The organism is Streptomyces sp. NBC_00193 (genome assembly GCF_026342735.1).
GTDB lineage: Bacteria > Actinomycetota > Actinomycetes > Streptomycetales > Streptomycetaceae > Streptomyces > Streptomyces stoeckheimensis.
This window is the reverse complement of sequence record NZ_JAPEMM010000002.1, coordinates 73456-90899: the sequence shown is the minus strand read 5'-3', so window position 1 is coordinate 90899 and position 17444 is coordinate 73456. Positions and strand designations below refer to the sequence as shown.

The 17444-nt window shown below is 69.9% G+C and carries 15 protein-coding genes and 3 pseudogenes; 8 read left to right on the top strand and 10 right to left on the bottom strand.

The annotated features are described in order from the left end of the window. The first annotated feature begins 1 nt into the window (after window position 1). Together OG898_RS28415 and mihF are read left to right on the top strand one after the other, a co-directional pair. Window positions 2-289: a hypothetical protein gene (locus tag OG898_RS28415; RefSeq protein ID WP_266960709.1), complete on the top strand. Its 288-nt coding sequence runs from the start codon at window positions 2-4 to the stop codon at window positions 287-289. Between the two features lie 398 nt (window positions 290-687). Then, on the top strand, window positions 688-1008 hold the full coding sequence (mihF, locus tag OG898_RS28410; RefSeq protein WP_266960707.1) for an integration host factor, actinobacterial type: 321 nt from the start codon (window positions 688-690) through the stop codon (window positions 1006-1008). Between the two features lie 179 nt (window positions 1009-1187). Here the strand turns inward: mihF and OG898_RS28405 are convergent. From OG898_RS28405 to OG898_RS28370, 8 genes and pseudogenes are all read right to left on the bottom strand, one after another. Continuing rightward, a pseudogene (locus OG898_RS28405) lies at window positions 1188-1445 on the bottom strand (integrase core domain-containing protein); the annotation flags it as partial. A 4-nt stretch (window positions 1446-1449) separates the two neighbouring features. Beyond that, window positions 1450-2649, bottom strand: a complete 1200-nt coding sequence (locus tag OG898_RS28400; protein WP_266962643.1) for an IS30 family transposase — start codon at window positions 2647-2649, stop codon at window positions 1450-1452. Between the two features lie 169 nt (window positions 2650-2818). After that, window positions 2819-3508, bottom strand: a complete 690-nt coding sequence (locus tag OG898_RS28395; protein WP_266960705.1) for a DDE-type integrase/transposase/recombinase — start codon at window positions 3506-3508, stop codon at window positions 2819-2821. Continuing rightward, window positions 3505-3813: a transposase gene (locus OG898_RS28390; RefSeq protein ID WP_266960703.1), complete on the bottom strand. Its 309-nt coding sequence runs from the start codon at window positions 3811-3813 to the stop codon at window positions 3505-3507. The genes OG898_RS28395 and OG898_RS28390 overlap by 4 nt, the downstream gene beginning before the upstream one ends. 112 nt (window positions 3814-3925) lie before the next feature. Then, window positions 3926-4591, bottom strand: a complete 666-nt coding sequence (locus tag OG898_RS28385; RefSeq protein ID WP_266960701.1) for a response regulator transcription factor — start codon at window positions 4589-4591, stop codon at window positions 3926-3928. Continuing rightward, window positions 4588-5775, bottom strand: a complete 1188-nt coding sequence (locus OG898_RS28380) for a sensor histidine kinase (protein WP_266960699.1) — start codon at window positions 5773-5775, stop codon at window positions 4588-4590. The genes OG898_RS28385 and OG898_RS28380 overlap by 4 nt, the downstream gene beginning before the upstream one ends. 7 nt (window positions 5776-5782) lie before the next feature. Then, window positions 5783-6445 (bottom strand): DUF998 domain-containing protein, encoded by a 663-nt coding sequence (locus OG898_RS28375; RefSeq protein WP_266960697.1) that lies wholly within the window; start codon window positions 6443-6445, stop codon window positions 5783-5785. A gap of 595 nt (window positions 6446-7040) precedes the next feature. After that, complete coding sequence (locus tag OG898_RS28370; RefSeq protein ID WP_266960695.1) at window positions 7041-7565, bottom strand: hypothetical protein; 525 nt, start codon at window positions 7563-7565, stop codon at window positions 7041-7043. Between the two features lie 193 nt (window positions 7566-7758). Here OG898_RS28370 and OG898_RS28365 point away from each other — a divergent pair. Together OG898_RS28365 and OG898_RS28360 are read left to right on the top strand one after the other, a co-directional pair. Next, window positions 7759-8182 (top strand): annotated as a pseudogene (locus tag OG898_RS28365) (transposase); the annotation flags it as partial. A gap of 523 nt (window positions 8183-8705) precedes the next feature. Next, the gene (locus OG898_RS28360) at window positions 8706-9875 is read left to right on the top strand and encodes an ATP-binding protein (RefSeq protein ID WP_266960693.1); all 1170 of its coding nucleotides are present in this window, start codon (window positions 8706-8708) and stop codon (window positions 9873-9875) included. A 284-nt stretch (window positions 9876-10159) separates the two neighbouring features. Here the strand turns inward: OG898_RS28360 and OG898_RS28355 are convergent, their stop codons facing one another. After that, window positions 10160-10957: a methyltransferase domain-containing protein gene (locus OG898_RS28355; RefSeq protein ID WP_266960691.1), complete on the bottom strand. Its 798-nt coding sequence runs from the start codon at window positions 10955-10957 to the stop codon at window positions 10160-10162. A 318-nt stretch (window positions 10958-11275) separates the two neighbouring features. Here OG898_RS28355 and OG898_RS28350 point away from each other — a divergent pair, with 318 nt between their 5' ends. Continuing rightward, entirely contained in the window at window positions 11276-11527 is a 252-nt protein-coding gene (locus OG898_RS28350; protein ID WP_266960689.1) for a hypothetical protein, read from the top strand. Window positions 11528-12317: 790 nt separating this feature from the next. Here the strand turns inward: OG898_RS28350 and OG898_RS28345 are convergent. Further along, the gene (locus tag OG898_RS28345) at window positions 12318-13997 is read right to left on the bottom strand and encodes a hypothetical protein (protein WP_266960676.1); all 1680 of its coding nucleotides are present in this window, start codon (window positions 13995-13997) and stop codon (window positions 12318-12320) included. A gap of 613 nt (window positions 13998-14610) precedes the next feature. Here OG898_RS28345 and OG898_RS28340 point away from each other — a divergent pair. From OG898_RS28340 to OG898_RS28330, 3 genes and pseudogenes are all read left to right on the top strand, one after another. Further along, window positions 14611-14817 carry a hypothetical protein gene (locus OG898_RS28340; protein ID WP_266960674.1) on the top strand — a complete coding sequence of 69 codons (207 nt, stop codon included), beginning with the start codon at window positions 14611-14613 and terminating at the stop codon, window positions 14815-14817. A 511-nt stretch (window positions 14818-15328) separates the two neighbouring features. Beyond that, window positions 15329-16978 (top strand): hypothetical protein, encoded by a 1650-nt coding sequence (locus tag OG898_RS28335; protein ID WP_266960672.1) that lies wholly within the window; start codon window positions 15329-15331, stop codon window positions 16976-16978. Between the two features lie 119 nt (window positions 16979-17097). Beyond that, window positions 17098-17271: pseudogene (locus OG898_RS28330) on the top strand (CBS domain-containing protein); the annotation flags it as partial. Between the last annotated feature and the right edge of the window lie 173 nt (window positions 17272-17444).

The window sequence follows — 17444 nt, the reverse complement described above, 5'->3', positions numbered from 1 at the left end:
CGTGGTCGCCCCAGTGGCTGGTCTGGCGACCGGTGTGCTCGGGTCGGTACTGCTGGCGGCCGCCTGGCGGGCGTGCGACGTGGGAGTCAACGGCGCGGCCAACGGGCTCGCGCTGATCTTCTACGGAGCCGTGCTCTCAGTGATTGCGGCGGCGTGGTGGGGGGTGCTCATCGGGTATGTGGGGCGCTGGAACCTCACGGTCGCCGTCCTGGGGGGCGTAGTGGGCACCGCGGTCATGGTGTGGATCTTCATGGCTGTGCTTCAGGTCCCCAACGGCTACCGCTGCTGACGGGCCGCGTCCACAGGACGGCGTGACATCTGAGCAAGCCGCCCTGCGTCGGTGCGGAACTGCTCGCGGTAGATAACGGAGCGTGGCTGCCTTCCAACATGGTGATGACCCCGACCAGATGTTGTTCGGAGCCGGTTGCGACGTCGGCTCCCCGCGCACGCGGGGATGACCCCCGTGGCGGAACAACGGTGGGCAGCGATCCAAGAAGGGGTGGACGCTTCGACCAGTGTCATGTCGAATCGCATCTGTCTGGCTAGGTAAGTGGACCAGAGCCGAAGCTCACCAACAAAGCCAAGGACGCAATCCCCCACCTGCGATCGCGGAGCTGACCCTATATCCGGGTGCCGGGGGAGGGTTGTGGGACATGATGGGCGGCCGACCGACGACGAAGGAGCACGATGCCCGCCCCCGTACCCCCTCTCACTCCCGAGCAGCGCGCCGCGGCCCTCGCGAAGGCCGCCCGGGTCCGCAAGGAACGCGCCGAGATGCTCGCCGCGCTGAAGGCCGGCCGCGTCTCGCTCCTCGACGTCCTCGACCGCGGCGACGAGACCGCCCGCCAGACCCGCGTCCTGAGCCTCCTGCAGGCCATCCCCGGCATCGGCACGGTCCGCGCCCGCCGCCACCTCATCGACCTGAGCATCTCCGAAACACGCAAGATTGGCGGCCTGGGCGACCGGCAACGCGAGCGCCTGATCAAGCTGTTCCCGCCACAGTCCTGACCGCAGTGCCCGAGTCCGCCGCAGAGATCTTCCCCTTTCTGCGGCCTGGATTTCTCCTAAGCTTGTTCTTTGACCTCTTCGACAGCTCAGCCGGCGGATCCGATCACAGGTTGCGGCTGATGCAGGTTCGGGTGACAGGTTCGGTTACGCGGCCTGAAGGGCCGTGTAGTCATGACGGTCTCGAATTCGACGGGGGTGAGCCTGCCGAGCGAGGCTTGCCTGCGTCGGCGGTGGTAGGTCCTCTCGATCCAGGTGACGATCGCGATCCGCAGTTCCTGGCGGGTGGCCCACGTCCGGCGGTCGAGGACGTTCTTCTGCGGCAGGCTGAAGAAGGACTCCATGGCGGCGTTGTCGCCGGCAGCCCCGACTCTTCCTATGGAGCCGGCCATCTGGTGTCGGTCGAGCGGCCGGACGAATTTCCGGGAGCGGAACTGGGCGAGTTCAACCAGTCGTTGCAACACCGGCTTCTTGGATCGAGAGTAGCTGCTCACCGAAGACCTCGGCGGGAGTCTTCCAGCCGAGAACTTTGCGGGGGCGATTGTTGATCGCCAGGGCGACGGCCTCGAGGTCCTCGGCAGACCATCTGGCCAGGTCGGTTCCCTTGGGGAAGTACTGGCGCAGTAGCCCGTTCGTGTTCTCGTTCGTCGGTCGCTGCCAGGGCGAGTGCGGATCGGCGAAGAACACTTTCGTCCCGGTGTCGAGAGCGAACTGGGCATGACCGGAGAGTTCCTTCCCCCGGTCCCAGGTGAGGGTCTTGCGCAGCTGCTCGGGCAACTGCGTCATCGACGTGGTGAGTGCCGTGTTCATCGCGATCGCGCCGTAGCCCCCGAGCGAGGGGCCGCTCTTCACGGGCGGATTCTCGCCCCAGCCCTCGAGCCGGGGCAGGTGCACCAGGAGCGTGGAGCGGCTGCTGCGCTCGACGAGCGTGCCGATCGCGGAGCGGCCCGTCCCGATGATCAAGTCGCCCTCCCAGTGTCCCGGGGCCGCACGGTCCCCGGCCTCGGCGGGGCGTTCGCTGAGGACGACGTCCGCGGTGACATGCCCCTGCGGCTTGTTCTGCGACCGCGCTCGGGGAGCCCGCAGCGCCCGGCCAGTGCGCAGGCACGTGACCAGTTCCCGCTTGAGCGCGCCACGGCCCTCGATGAACAGTGCCTGGTAGATCGCCTCATGACTGATACGCATGGACTCATCCTCGGGGAAGTCGACAGGGAGCCGGTGCGAGATCTGTTCCGGGCTCCATGCCATCGCCCATCGTCTGTCCTGCCGGTGCGGCTTGTTCAGCCCTTTCCACTCAGGTGCCTGCGGCCCCGCGACGACTGTCCCGTCAGGCCGGCGGACGTTCCCGGCCAGCCGCTCCTGCACGTACTCACGCAACGGGTCGTTGCCCAGGAGCTTCGCGCTCTTCGGACGTTTGGCCGCCTGCTGGGCCTTCCACTGCGCGACCGTCGCGCGGTACTCCTGCTTGCCGGCGCGCGTGGCGGCGTTGCGGCGCAGTTCCCGAGAGATCGTCCCCGGGTCACGCCCCAGAGCGCGGGCGATCTCGCGCACGCCCTTGTCCGTCGCCCTGAGGATCGCGATCTCCTCGCGCTCCTCGAACGTCAGGTAGCGGCCCGAGGGCTCGGCCAACGAGATCGGAGGCATGCCGCCAGCGTGACGAAACCACCTCGCACCCACCGGCCACGACACGCCGACCGCCAACGACGCCTCCACCGTCGTGACCCCCGTGGCGATCAGCCGCCAAAACTGGCGCTGCACGACCCGAGACGGATCAGGCCGCCCCGGTGAACGCATCGCCGGCCGCAACGCACGGTCAGCACGCCACTGTCGACGCCTCCCCTCCGGAACATCGCTGGTCTTCAAACTCCAGTCCACCGTAGCCACGCCGCACACCTCCGAGATCAGGGTGTTGCGACGACCAATTGAATCCGCCCTGCGATCCGCGGTCGCTGTGCAGGATGCATCCGGCGACGTGCTCGCGCCGGGCCGCGGCGTTGTCCAGGGCGGTGACGGCCAGGCGGGATTTCATGCGCGTGTCGATGGAATAGTCCACGATCCGCTTGCTGAAGACGTCCTTGACCGCGCAGAGATACAGCTTCCCCTCGCCGGTGGTGTGTTCGGTGATGCCGGTGAGCCACAGCCGGTTCGGGCCGGTTGCGGTGAAGTCGCGGCGAACGAGATCGTCGTGCACCGGCGGGCCGGCCTTCTTGTTCCTGCCACGCTTCTTGCCGAAAACGCTCCACCAGCGGTTGTCCCGGCAGATCCGCCACGCGGTCCGGTTGGCCATGGCGGATCCCGCGCTGCGGGCCTCGTCGGCAAGGAAGCGGTAGCCGAACTCCGGGTTCTCTCGGTGGGCGTCGAGCAACGCGTTCGCGCGAGTGGCCTGCTCGGCCTCGGCACTGGTCACCGGCCGCTCCAGCCACCGGTAGTAGGGCTGTCTGGCGAGGTTGAGGACCCGGCACGTCACCGTGACGGGCACCCCGTCCACGGCCAGCTCTTTCACGAGCGGGTAGATCCTTTTCCCGGGAGGTTCGCCTGGGAAAGGTAGGCCGCGGCCCGGCGCAGGACCTCGTTCTCCTGCTCCAGCAGCTTGATGCGCCGACGCGCTTCACGCAGCTCCGCGCTCTCCTGGCTGGAGGTTCCGGGCTTGGTCCCGTCGGCGATGTCCGCCCGGCGCATCCACTTCCACAGTGTCATCGCGTGGACTCCGAAGTCGGCGGCCACCTGCTCGACCGTCACGCCCGGGCCGCGGTTCCTCGCGACCCGCACGACGTCCTGGCGGAACTCTTCCGGATAAGGCTTGGGCACAGCGACATCCTTCCCACCCACCCCACAGGGCAAGCCAGATCAGATGTCACCCGATCGTGCGGCAGACCCAACGGAAGGCACAACGGTCTAGCTAGTCCTGCTCCGGGCGTCGCTAGCAGCCGGCGCGGACCAGGCCCGTCTCGTACGCGAGGATCACCAGTTGGGCGCGGTCGCGGACGCCGAGCTTGGCGATAGCGCGGGTGACGTGGGTCTTGGCGGTGAGCGGGCTGATGAAGAGCTGTGCAGCGATCTGGTTGTTGGACAGGCCGGTAGCAATCAGGCGGGTCACCTCGAGTTCCCGGGCGGTGAGTACGGCGAGCCGTTCGGCGGTGTCGATGGGGGCCGCCGGGCGGTGCGCGAACTGTTCGATCACCCGTCGGGTCGCGCTCGGTGAGAGCAGCGCGTCGCCGGCCGCCACCGACCGGACGGCCTGGCGCAGGTCGTCCGGTTCGATCTCCTTGGTGAGGAAGCCGCTCGCGCCGGCGCGCAGGGCCGCGAAGACGTACTCGTCGGTCTCGAAGGTGGTGAGGACGATGACCCGGCAGTCCGTCAGTTCGGGGTCCTCGACGATCTTCCGGGTGGCGGTGAGGCCGTCCGTACCGGGCATGCGGATGTCCATGAGGACGACGTCGGGGCGGACGGCGCGGGCCGTGCGGACGGCCTCGTCGCCCGTGCCCGCCTCGCCGATGACCTCGATGTCCTCGGCGCGGGCGAGGAGGCTGCTGAATCCGGCCCGTACCAGAGCCTGGTCGTCGGCCAGGAGCACCTTGATCGTCATGGGCGGAAGCCTGGCACAGGGATGGCGGCCCGCACGACCCATCCGTCGCCCTCGCTGAGCGGCCCGGCGGAGAAGTCGCCGCCGAGCGCCCGGACCCGCTCTTCCATCCCGCGTACCCCGTGCCCGGCCGCCCCCGATATCTCCGCCGGGGTCCGGCCGTCGTCGGTGACGCTCACCTCCACCCACCCGTGGCCGTATCGGACGCTCACGTCGGCCCGTGATGCCCCGGCGTGGCGGACAGTGTTGGTGAGGGCCTCCTGAACGATCCGGTGGACGGCGAGTGAGACCGGTGCGGGGACGGCGGCGAGGTCGCCGGATGTCTCCAGCCGGATGTCCAGCTCCGCCGACCGCATCCGGTCGACGAGCGCCGCGACCTGGGGTACTCCGGCCGCGGGGTCTTCCGGGGCTTCCCCCGGCGCGCGCAGCACGTGGACGAGCGCGCGGAGGTCCCGTACGGCCTCGGTACGGACCTGCTGGGCGGTGGTGAGGGCGGCCCGCGCCTCCTCCGGTGAGTCGTGCAGAGCCTCGGCCGCGACCCGAAGCTGGATCCCGACGACGGTGAGGGTGTGCCCGACGACGTCGTGCAGTTCGCGGGCGATCTCCAGGCGGGCCTCCGCGATCCGCCGGCCGGCCTCCAGGTCCTGTTCCCGCACGGACCGCAGCAGGCGCTCGTCGAGTTCGGCGCGCCAGCGGAGGCGGTTACGGTAGGCAGTCGCGGCGGCGAGGAGCACCGCCAGCCACAGGGCCTCGGCACCCAGGGAGCCGAGGACCTCGCGTGGGGTGGCGCCGCCGGCCGTCGTCTCCCAGGTTGTGGCGAAGGCTAGTTCTGCCAGGCCGATACCGGCTGCCCACGGGAGGCCGGGGCGGCCGGGCCGGTCGTCGGCAGCCAGGGTGGCGTACGCGGCGGAGGCCGGCCACACCCAGCCGGCGTCGGTGAGTCCGGAGGTGCGGAACACGATGACGGCCTGCACGCTCAGCAGCAGCACGGAGAGCGGCCACCGGCGGCGGGCCAGAAGGAGCAGGCTCAGCCACAGGGCGAGCGGCAGGGCTCCTGCGACGTCCAGCCGGCCGCCGAGCCGGGCGGTGCCGGCCAGGACTGCGACGGCGGTGCCGGCCGCGAGGAGCCAGTCGACGAGCCGAACCGCGCGTGGGTTGGCAGGGGCGGGGACGGCGAGTCGGTCCATGCGCCGATCATGCACGACGGTCCCGTCCCTGCTGCTTGCGGGCGCCCGCGGCGGCTATGGCGAGCGCAATCCACCCGAAGTCGGCGGCGATGACGAGGCGTTCGACGAGACCGACGAGCGTGGGGGCGCCGCCGAGTCCCAGCGACGGGCCGCCGTCCATCACGTCGACCAGGAAGACCGTGAGCGCCGCCGTGGCCGTGACCGAGGCCACGGTGAGGGTGCTGAGGGCCGTGCGCAGGCCGGGCCGCCGGGCCGCGAGGGTCCCGCGGAGCAGCACGGCGGCGGTCGGCAGGGCGGCGAAGGCGAGGAAGGCGGCGTTGCCGTGGACGAGTTCGGAGAGGGACGGGCTGCTCCAGTGGCCGGGTGGGTCCGCCGGGAAGAGGGCCGCGACCACGATGCCGGCCGTCCACACCACGAGCGCCGCCCGGCCCGCCCGCCGGGTCCCGGCGCCGAGCCGTACCGCGAGGACGGTGGAGGCGGCGCCGACGGCCAGCAGCGCCGCCGGGAGAAGCCAGCCGGCCGTGCCGTGTACGTACCGGCTGAGGGTCTCGCTCACCAGGTCGTACTCCGGGTTGAGTGTCTCGAGCGCAGCCATCGCCAGGGCCCCGATGCCGATCAGGGTGAGCGGGGCCCGTACTCCCGCTGCCGAAGCCGTGTTCGTCGCCGTCATGCCGTCCTCCTCGATGTCGTTCCGGTGATCCAGAACCTACGGAAGGAGCGGGGGCGGCCGCGTCGCCCCGATGAAGACATCCGGTCGTACACCGGATGGTGTTGTCATCCGGGCCGGCTGCACCGTTCGGTGTACGTACCGGAGCAGCCGGGCCGCCGTCAGCACCGCCGACCAGGACCGTCGTGGAGACGCGGGAGCCGATCGCCCACATCGCCCACATCGCGGGCGGTCGCGGGCGGTCGCGGGCTCGCGGGCGGTGGGACAGGCCGTGGCCTGGCTACCGGCCAGCGGTCGCCACGCAGAGGTCGGTTGTCGGTGGCTCCGTGTCCTCCGCCGCTGGGTACGTCCTGGTGAGGACGCAGACGCCGCCGCGCACTGCGGGCCACGGCGAATGCCTCCGAAAGCTGCGGCTGATTCTCGATGCCTGTGCCGCCTCCCGTCCTCGTGAACAACGGATCGGTGGCAGCCGCCAAGGCGCCTCCCGAACTGCTGTAGAAACGCTGCTCCTCGACGGGCTCTGCACCGGTGGAACCACCGAGGTGGGCACTGATACTGGTACTGGTCTCCACACTTGGCCTGTTGATGCCCAGTGCGCTCAGTGCCCGCCCTGGGCATCAACACACGCGTTCTCGAAGGCAGGCAAGGAGATCGTGCTCTTCCCGGTCGGTCCGTCCCTGTACTCGGCGACGATCCTCCAGCCTCGCTGGTCAAGGAGCACCTTGGAGGTCCACACCTCGCCCTTCTTGTCCTTCTCCTGCTCCGGCTTCCCGACCTGCTTCCATCCGCGCCTGCCCAGTTCGCGCAGTGTCGCTTCGAACCGTTCATGGTCCAGCGGCGCGGCATCGGTCTCGAATCCCTTGAAGGCGACGACGCACGAGGACAGCGTGCCGGGCTCGGCGTCCTCGGGCATGGCGGCCCATTCCGCGTCGGTCGCCGGCACCTTCGCGGCCGCCGCCGAGGTGTCGAGGTCCGTGCGCACGACCTCCCGAGTGAGGGGGCCGGTGCCCTCCGGCCGGGGTGACACCGCGACGGCCCCGGCTCCCGCCCCCGTGCCACCGCAGCCCGCCGCGCCGAGCGCGATGACCGCCGCCATCACGGCAGTCCACTTCGTCCTACTCATAGTCCCACCCCAGGTCAGGGGGTTACTCGCCCCGTGTTCGAGGGAGGAGTCTGTCACGGGGATCCGCCGGAGCGGCTCCCGGGCCCTGCGGTGGGAGTACGGGCCAGCGAGATCGGTACGGTGACCCGGGTGGCCTGCTGAAATTGGTCCACCGTTGCCGCCCAGGCCTCCTCGCTGGGGGACATGGCCGAGCGGCTACGACGCCGCCAAAAAGATCAACGGCAGGAAGCAGCACCTCGTCGTGGACACGAAAGGCCTGCCGCTGTTCGTCATGGTCACCCCGGCCGACATGACCGACCGCGACGCGGCCAGGGAAGTCCTGTTCAGGCTGAGGCCCATGCACCCCGAGATCACGATCGTCTGGGCCGACTCCGCTTACGCCGGACAGCTCGTGACCTGGGTAAAGAAGGTACCTGGACCTGACGGTGAAGACCGTCAGTCGGCCGAAGGACGCCGTCGGGTTCGTCGTTCTGCCCCGCCGCTGGGTGGTCGAGAGGTCGCTGGCCTGGGTCATGCACGCCCGACGACATGCCCGCGACTACGAGCGTCTCGTCCAGCACTCCGAATCGTTGATCACCTGGGCCGCAATCACCCTGATGACCAGGCGCATCACCCGTCGGTAGTCCCGCCGGGCCAGTCAGCCGGCTTCTCGCGAACACACACGGGACTGACCGCGGTCACGACCGCGACCGCCAACCGCGCGTTCCGACTCGCGCACCCTCGCACGGCGCTTCACGGCTTGTCAGCCTCTCATCCGCACATCATCGAGAAAGACACGAGCCTCCCAAGCGACCCGTCCCAGTCTCCCCTAACTGCCCGGCTACGAGACCCCAGCTAGCCCGCCCGGCCATGTACGTGCTCCGAGAGATGTCCAGCGGTGAAGCGACCGGACACCGTGTTTCGGGCAGGCGTGTGACGTATCGGAATCGAGGGCCTCGGGGTCGCCTGAAATTGGGTCTGGCGCGGCCTCCGCAGGCCCCCGTCTGCTCTCCGACAGCGGTGCGCGATCCCTGCGCCGACCTTGTCCAAGTAGGTGCCCACCGGCCCGTTCGCGCCTTCGGCTAATAGGGTCTGACCTGGTGTTTTCCAGAGATCCGCCTAGGCTGGGGACTCCGCTGGAGACCCCATTGGGGGGACTTGATGAGTGACAACGACAACCCGTACGACGCCAGCCGCATCCAGGTGCTGGAGGGATTGGAAGCCGTTCGGAAACGGCCCGGAATGTACGTCGGCTCGACCAGCCGGCGCGGCCTGCACCAGATCGTGTTTGATGTCGCCGAACGGGCGGTGAACGAAGTGCTGGCGGGCCGTGCCAGCACCATCGAGGTCACCCTCACGTCCGACGGCGGCGTAAGTGTCGCCGACGACGGTCCCGGTGTCCCCGTCGAGGCCGCCGGGGACACCGGCGGTCCCGGCCTCGAAGCCCTGCTGACCCGCATGCACCCCGGGGTGGCGGAGCCGGGCGGCCGCCACGCTGTGGCCATGAGCCTCTTCGGCATCGGGCCCTGTGTCACCAACGCCTTGTCGAGCCGTCTGACAGCCGAGGTGCGGCGCGATGGAGTCCGCTGGGTCCACGAGTACGCGCGGGGCGTCGCGCTCGCCCCGCCCACCAGCGCAGGACCGACGAGCAGAAGCGGGACCACCATCGCCTTCTGGCCCGACACCGACATCTTCGAGACGACGGAGTGCTCGTTCGCGGTGCTGGCAGAGCGCTTCAGGGAACTGGCCTTCCTCAACCGGGGCCTGGACATCGCGCTGACCGACGAACGTCCCCCGGGCCGGTCCCGATCGGTGCGGTTCCGGTTCCCGGGCGGGGCTCGGGACTTCGTCGCCTTCCTCGACGCGCAGGGAGGAGCGTCCGTTCACCCGGACATCATCGGCTTCGAGCGCGAAGATCCGAGGATCGCCGGGACAGTCGAGGTGGCCCTGCGGTGGCGTGGCTCCCCCGAGGAGCGGCTCCAGGGCTACGTCAACAGCGAGCCCACACCCCACGGCGGCACGCACATGGCAGGATTCCGCGACGGGACGGCGGCCGCGGTCAATACGCACGTGCGGGAGCGGCGGCTCCTGGCGGAGGCAGCCTCCGATCTCAGCATCGACCAGATCGGCGACGGGCTGACGGCGGTCGTGTCGGTGAAGCTGGACCGGCCCGAGTTCTCGGGCTCCACGCGCGGCGTACTGGACGGCGCCGCAGTGCGCACCAGCGTCGCCGATGCCGTACGGGAACACCTCGGCACATGGCTGGAGCAGCACCCGGAACAGGCCGCGGCCATCGTCGGCCGGATCGTCCAGGGCGCCCGCCAGGACTAGGCAGCCGCGAACCACCCCTGTCGGTTCCCGGGAAGGGAGTCGGGAGGGGCAGGGTGGAGGGGCCGCTGACCTGCCGCTTCGGAGCTCGGTACCCCTGCACCGAGCGCAGGATGAATCAACCGCGGCAGCGTCAGCGGCCCTTGGAGTGAGTGTGGGCGAGGGCGTCGGCGAGCAGGTCGTGGGTCATGCTCCAGCAGCGCGTACGGCCGCGCCGTCAGCGTTGCCGTGCTGCACGCCGGCCTGTTGTGACTCCTGCCTCTGCGCCGCTGTACTGCGTCTTCGGATCAGGGGCGGCGTGCCCAGGCGAGGGTGGATCGGTGGAGTGTGGCGTGGAAGGCCCGGGCTGCCGACAGTGTGTGCTGTTCGTTGAGGAAGGCTGTGGCGAGGGCGGGCTCGACGCGGCCGGTGTCGCGGGCCTGGTTGGTGATGTGTTCGAGGGAGATGATGCGGGAGAGCTCTTCGACGGTGTTGTAGACCATGAGCTCGACCTCGACGTGTATCTGATCGAAGCCGCTGTGGGCCAGGAGTCTGCGCAGGTGCCTTCCGATGTCCCGGTGCGGGATGTGCCGACCGGCCTGGTCGGCCACTGCCCGTGCCGTCTCACTGTCGTGGGAGGAAAGGGTGAGGGAGGCCCAGTCCGGCTCGAGAATCCCGATGACGGCACCCGGTCGCAGTACCCGGTGGGTCTGGGCCAGTACGGCCGCCGGGTCGGCCACGTGCTGCAGCACGCGCTCGATCCGGCATCCGTCGAAGTACCCGCCAGCGAAGGGCAGGCGCTGGGCGTCGGCACGGACCAGCCTCGCCGGGTGCCCCAGGGATTGCAGGCGGGCCCGGCTCGCGGCCAGCATCGCGGCACTGGCATCCACGCCGTACGCGCGCATGCCGTCGGACTCCAGCTGCACCAGCTCGTGTCCGGCGCCACACCCCAGGTCCAGGACCCGGCCGCCGGGCGTCGGGACAAGGCCCGCACGCAGTCTCTGCTTCGGCCCGTGCGGCGCGCGCAGGGCATGGTCGACTTGATCGAGGTAGTCGATCAGTTCCTGGCCGCGCCCGCTGCCGTCCACATTCGAGAAGGCATTCATGACAGCTCCTCAGCGGGCACCCAGGCGGCCGGCCCCCGCAGACCGCTCCCTCATGGTTGCTTCCATCCGGGCCGCCAGTCGCTGTGGCGTCATGATGTCACAACGATTCGAACCCACAGGCGGATTCTGGCTTGGCATCACGGCTGGGAGCCGGCCCCCTGGATCCGGCAGCAGCCACGGGCCCGGGGCACGCCTGCGGTGATGGCGGCTGCCTCGAAGTCGGTCAGCATGGCTTTGCTGGTGAGTTTCAGCTTCTGGCCGGTGCCGCTGGCTGGTGGGCGTCGGGCATCGCGGTTCGGATGACCGGGAGGAAGTGCCATGGGCGAGGGCAGACGCGAGACATGGACGACGGAGGAGTTCGGCTCCTCCCACTCGGGAGCGGCCGGAGTCCTCCTGGCCGACGGAACCGTCCCGGACCGGTTCGAGGCGGCGGGCCGCCCGCACCCCCGCGTGATCGATCCTTCCCCTTTGCGGGAAGCGTGCCGGGTAGGAAAGGACAGCGGGGCGGTGAGCCTCAGGCGCCTCCGAGCCGGGTACAGCGCGCTCGCCGACAGCGGCACCGACTCCTGAAGGGGCTACGCGCTACGGCCTTCGTGCGCGTGAGCACCGCGACGACGAAGGTGTCCTCGTCGGGCACGAGGTCGCGCTGCCCGGGCCCGCGCCGCCGAGGCGAGCATCCGGTCTGGCTCTCCGGCAGCACCTTTTCCTCCGACTTGTTGCTCCCGTGCCTCGGCAAGCACTTCGACATGCCGCTCGGCGAGGACGGCTGGGCGCGCGGGGAGGTCCGGATCAGGAAGGCGCCTGCCTTGTTGGGCTGTGGCGGGCAGGCGGAAGGAGCCAATGCGTGGCCGCGCTCGGCGACCTCCTGATCGCCGCCCCCCACGCTCCCGCCCTTGTACGCGAGCGGCTCCAGGCGCCGGCGTCGGCGCCGCCGCCGCCGCCGGAGGAGGAGGAGGAGGAGGAGGAGACCTTCGAACAGGTTGGCCGCGCACCGGGCGACCGCTCGCCGGCCGCGCTGCGGGTGAGGGTCTCTCCGGCGGCGGCCCGTGCCCGCTCCATGACCCGCCCGCCGCCGCGGCTCCCGGTCAGCCGGCCTCGACGGAGGCCGCTGTTCCTGACCACCGGCAGCAGGTCTCACGGGTCAGGGGCACGGGACGTGCCCGGTAGCTCTGGTGCCGCCGGGCCCGGCAGGGCCGTAGCGTGCGGGCCCGGTCCGGGCTTGCAGCGGGCACGGCAGACGCGACACGAAGACGAGGGTCCGACGGGCTCAGGTCACGTAGGAACGGGCTCAGGCCACGCTCAGGGCACACAGGAATGGGCGCTGTTCCCGCCGTACGGCGACAGCGCCCATTCCCCGTGCTCAGACCGTCTGGTAGTAGCCGGCCAGGTCGACGATCAGGTCGATGCCCGACCAGCCCTGGTTCCAGAAGTCGACGATGCCGCCCTTGCCACCGGGCGTCTGCACCAAGTTCGGGACGGTGCCGCCGGCCGTCCAGTTCAGGGCCGAGGACACCGGCCGCTTCGGTGCGACGGCCGTGCCGTTCTCGTAGTCGGACCAGAAGTTCGGGTCCGGGGCCACCGACAGGAAGCCGTCGCCGGTCGTGTTCGTGACCGTGGTGTTCACGGCCCAGGCGTCGACCTCGGGGGTGTGCGTGTCGCCTTCGAACCGCATCACCTCGGGCTTTCGGGCCGGCACCTGCCCGGCCGGGCGCAGGCCCCAGCTGTAGTTCACGCGCGTGTCCAGGGTCCGCAAGGGCACCCAGGCGGACACGAAGGCGGAGCGGCTCGCCGGGGTGTAGTACCCGACGACGTCCAGGACCACGTCGGCCGGGTTCCAGCCGCCGTTGCGGATGTTGATCTTCCCGTCGGCGCCGATCGGCACGATGACCGCATTGGCGACGGTCTGGCCGGCGGTGAAGTTCAGGTTGGAGGTGGTCGGGGCGGCCTTCCCGGCCGGGTAGGCGGTCAGGTGCCCGGCCGAGCGCGGGTTGGTGACGGTCAGGTTGAGCGCGACCGCGGTGGCGCCCTGGGGCACGCCCCCGCGCCCGGCGATCTGCACGCCGAAGGAGCCGTACCCGGCGACCTGGCCCTTTGCGGTGCCCAGGTCCTCGCGGGTGTCCACGATACGGGTCGGGGTCACCGGGCCGTAGCCGGCCGCCTTCGACGGAGTGAAGTAGCCGGTGACGTCGGCCAGCAGGTCGACCGACGCCCAGCCCGCGTTGAACAGGTGCACGTACCCGTCATCGCCCACCGGTGCGATCACCAGGTTCGGAACGGACTGGCCCGCCACGTAGTTCAGGCTGGAGGTCTCGGCCCCCTCCGCCAGTTCTTTGTCCCGGGCGACCGAGATGTGGCCGGCCGCCGTGGTGTTGGTGACGGTGACGTTCAGGACCACCGAGGTGACCCCTGCGGGCACCTTCGCGGTGCCCGCCACCTTGAGAGCCACCGACGTGCGCGCGCCGACCTTGGCCCGCCCGGTGCCGATGCCCTCACGGCTGTCCAGCAGCCGGGTGGGCTCGTGCGCGGTGAACTCGGTCCCATTGGTGACGAAGGTCAGCCCGTTGACCCCCTCGGCGCCGGTCGTGGGGTCCATCACCGTGACCTTGACGTCGTACGACCCGATGGCCGCGTACTTGTGCTTGGTGTGGCGCAGGTCGGTGCCGAAGGGCATGACGCTGGTGTTGAAGGTGTCCGTGGTCCCGTCGCCCCATGCGATCGTGACGTCGACCAGGGCGTACTCCCGAGCGGACACGATGGTCCGCAGGTCGATCGTGTGCGCGCCCTCACCCGTCGCGTACAGGTCGGCCGAGAGGTGCTGGTCCCCCGCGACGGGCGCCCCCTGCGTCCGTGCGGTCCCCCCGGCCTTGGCACCGGACGGCGCCGTGGACACCGTACGGTCGGCCGGGCTACTGAACGTCCTGCCCTTGAGCTTCTGCTCCGCGTCCGGGGTGGCCCCGGCCGAGGACGCTCCCTGCGCCGCAGGAACGGCAGGGCCGGCCGCCTGCGCGATGCCCGGCAGGAGTCCGATACCAGCCGCCACAAGGGCAGCGGAAACTACGAGTCGGTGATGACGCACCGGCCCCCCATTTTCTCTTACGGATTCGAATACGTGGGCGCTGAGCACACGGAAGCGCGAAGGCTCCGCCCGGTCTGACGATCGGGCGGGACCTTTGGTTGTACGGATACGGCTGCCGCTACTTGGACTCGTAGTACCCGAAGCGGTCGACGATGAGGTCGTCATCGCCGGAGCGCTGGTCCCAGAAGTCCACGACGCCGTGCGGTCACGCCGCCTCCGAGGGGCAGGGGCAGTTGATACCAACGAGGAGTTCGACAGGCTGATGGAGTCTGCGGCGCAGGTGAGGGTGATGCCGCTGTGGGTGGCGGCCCCGTCGCCAGGGAGTACGTACGGATGGAGGCACACAAGGCACGCAGCATCGCCGCCATCCACGGGGCCGGTGCCACGCCGGCCAAGGGCATCGACACGATCGAGACGGCTCTGCACCGGGCGTAGACCTGCGGGGTGAACCTGCACCAGTACGGCTAGTGGGGGCAGATCAACACCATCACCTCCGCCCTGCAGCGGGAGGCCTTGGCCGGAGGAGCACGGGTCGAGGTGGCTGGACCTGCCGCAAACTCATCACCTCAGGACAACCATGACCAACCCCGAGGACATCGTCGTGCAGCTGTGCGTGCAGGGCATGCAGGCCGAGGCCAGAGGACCGGATGTCCGAGCGCGGGACCTGTTCCTTCAAACGTGGGAAGCGGCCGAGGATGACTACGACGCCTGCCTCGCCGCGCACTACCTCGCCCGGCACCAGCCCACCCCACAAGAGACTCTGCACTGGACCAGGAATGCCTGAACCGGGCCGACAAGGTCGGCGACGACCGTGTCCGCGGCTATTGCGCCTCACTTGCGGCAACATGGCCCGAGCCCACCGGTACCTGGGCTAGATCGAGCAGGCCTGCGAACACTTCGAGTCCGCCGCCCAGCTCATCGACGACGTCCCGGCTGGCCCGCACGACCAATGGCTTCGCTACCGCATCGCCGCAGGACTACGTGCCACCACCCCGGCCGTCGCCTTCGCGACGACTAGCAGGCCGCCCTCAGCCACGCGATCAAGGTCCCGTGCGCCGCGTTGAGCGCCACCGATCCTCGGTGACGCGTGCGTTGACCACCCGCCGCCTTTCTGGGCGCCGACGCATCCCGGTTCCGTGATCAGTACGGGGTTCGCGGGCAGGCGGAGCACATCCCGCCGCGGGGCATGGCCGGAAAGGGGTTGTGTGCGGTGGTTATGATCGCAAAGTTCGATCGGCATCAACAGAAGTGGGGGGCCGGTGCGCAATCGCCGACTCATAGTTTCGGCTGCCTTCGTGGCAGCAGGGGTGGGACTCCTTCCGGGCATCGCACAGGCGGCTCCGGCCGCTCCGGGCGGTCCCGGAGCGGCCCAGCCCGACCTTGGTCCGCTCGAGGCCGGGGGGCCCGAGAGCGAGTCCGTCCGCAGTTCCGCCGACCGTACGGTCGTCACGCCGCTGGCCGGCGCGGGGAGCAGGGCGGCGGGGGCTCAGGGCAAACTGAGCGCCGCATCTCCCGCGATCGCGCTGGAAGCCTCCTCCGCCACCGCACACCAGATGGATCTGTCGGTCCTCGTCACGAGCGAGGACGCCGAGCTCGACATCACCGTCGACTGGGGTGACGGGACGAAGACCGAGGGCAAGGGCGCTGCGAGGCAGGGTTCCGAGCGCTGGGACTTCTCGCACGGGTACGCGCTCGGCTCGTACATGATCAAGGTCACGGTGAAGGACACCACGCACGGCGTCCAGGCCGTGAACGAGCTCAAGTACGTCACCAGGGGTACCGAGTTCACCCCGCACGCGCCCACCCGGCTGCTGGACACCCGTGCCGGCGTCGGCGCCAAGCAGGCCAAGGTCGCGGGGCGCAGCTCGGTGGCTCTGAAGGTCGCGGGCGCCGCCGACGTGCCCGCCGGGGTCCGCGCGGTGGTCCTCAACGTGACCGTCACCAACACCAGGGGCCCGGGCCACGTATCGGTCCAGTCGGACAAGGGCCTGGCCGAGACGGTCCAGACCTCGAACGTGAACTACCTGGCGGGCCAGAGCGTCCCGAACCTGGTGATCGCGAACGTCGGCGCGGACGGCTTCGTCCACCTCTTCAACGGTGGCTGGGAGTCGGTCGATCTGCTCGCGGACGTCACCGGCTACTTCACGGCGTCGGAGGCCGGCGGCTACACCGCGCTGAACCCGACCCGCGTCCTGGACACGCGTGAGCGCATCGGTGGCCGGATCCCCGAGTACGGCACCGTCGACGTCGCGATCGCCGGGACCGGGCGCGTGCCGAAGGGCGCCACCGCCGTGGCGCTCAACCTGACCGTCACCAACCCGTGGCAAAGCGGCCACCTGACCGCCTACCCCGCCGGTCAGCCGGTTCCCGCCACGTCGAGCGTGAACTTCGCTCCCGAGCAGACGGTGGCCAACTCGGTGATCGTGCCGGTCGGCGCCGACGGGAAGATCACCATCCGCAACGGGAGCTGGATGTCGACCGACGTGGTCGTCGACGTCGTCGGCTACTACGGCGCCGACAGCCAGGCCGCCTACGTGCCCGCCTGGGTGCCGTACCGGGCCATGGACACCCGCAAGGACAAGTGGTGGGCCGACAAGAAGTCCGGACCGGTCCCGGCCCGTTCGTACCTGCCGGTCTACCTGCCGCACGATGAGGACCTGGCCCCCGTCGTCGGCTGGGTGCTCAACGCCACGGTGACCAACACCACCGAGGTGGGCTTCCTGTCGGTCGCCGCCGACCACAACCAGTGGTCCGACTACAAGGCCGGCACCGCGACCATGCCGGAACGTCCCGTCTCCTCGGCCCTGAACTGGACGGCCGGCGCGACCGTGCCGAACCTGGTGCAGACGACCATCGGCCAGGGCATGCACGTGGACCTCTGGAACCAGGGGTGGAAGAGCGTCGACATGATCGTCGACGTGCAGGGCAAGTACCAGGTGGGCTGATCCACCCGCGGAAACGGGGGAGGGGCGGTGCACACCGTGCGGTGCGCACCGCCCCTCCCGTCCGTCGTGACCGGCCGTTCCTGCAGGAACGAGTTGATCTCGATCGTCTCGGTGCGGCCGGCGCCGACGACGACGCGGAGGAGATCCTGCGCGTCATGAGTGAGCACCAGGTGCGTCGGCTGCCGGTCATCGATGGGCACACGCTGCTTGGCATCGTCGCGTTCGCGGACGTCGCCCGTGCGATGCCGGACGCGAAGGTCGGCGACCTGCTCCAGGTCGTCTCTCAGGACTGACCCGTACCCAACGCCTGCGCTACATGTGCGGCTAGCCGACGTGCCGCCGCGGCCGTAGTACTGGCCGAGCTGGTCGCGGTAGGCGGCGTCGCCCCGGTGCTTGTCCTTGTCGTATTCGGGGGAGTCGTTGATCTGGTCCTTGGAGAGGCTGACCTGGATCTCCTTCTCCTTCA

Coding starts and splice junctions, on each gene's coding strand:
- mihF (WP_266960707.1), top strand. CDS start 688: ATGCCCGCCCCCGTACCCCCTCTCACTCCCGAGCAGCGCGCCGCGGCC.
- OG898_RS28400 (WP_266962643.1), bottom strand. CDS start 2,649: ATGCCTCCGATCTCGTTGGCCGAGCCCTCGGGCCGCTACCTGACGTTC.
- OG898_RS28385 (WP_266960701.1), bottom strand. CDS start 4,591: ATGACGATCAAGGTGCTCCTGGCCGACGACCAGGCTCTGGTACGGGCC.
- OG898_RS28380 (WP_266960699.1), bottom strand. CDS start 5,775: ATGGACCGACTCGCCGTCCCCGCCCCTGCCAACCCACGCGCGGTTCGG.
- OG898_RS28375 (WP_266960697.1), bottom strand. CDS start 6,445: ATGACGGCGACGAACACGGCTTCGGCAGCGGGAGTACGGGCCCCGCTC.
- OG898_RS28370 (WP_266960695.1), bottom strand. CDS start 7,565: ATGAGTAGGACGAAGTGGACTGCCGTGATGGCGGCGGTCATCGCGCTC.
- OG898_RS28360 (WP_266960693.1), top strand. CDS start 8,706: ATGAGTGACAACGACAACCCGTACGACGCCAGCCGCATCCAGGTGCTG.
- OG898_RS28355 (WP_266960691.1), bottom strand. CDS start 10,957: ATGAATGCCTTCTCGAATGTGGACGGCAGCGGGCGCGGCCAGGAACTG.
- OG898_RS28350 (WP_266960689.1), top strand. CDS start 11,276: ATGGGCGAGGGCAGACGCGAGACATGGACGACGGAGGAGTTCGGCTCC.
- OG898_RS28340 (WP_266960674.1), top strand. CDS start 14,611: ATGACCAACCCCGAGGACATCGTCGTGCAGCTGTGCGTGCAGGGCATG.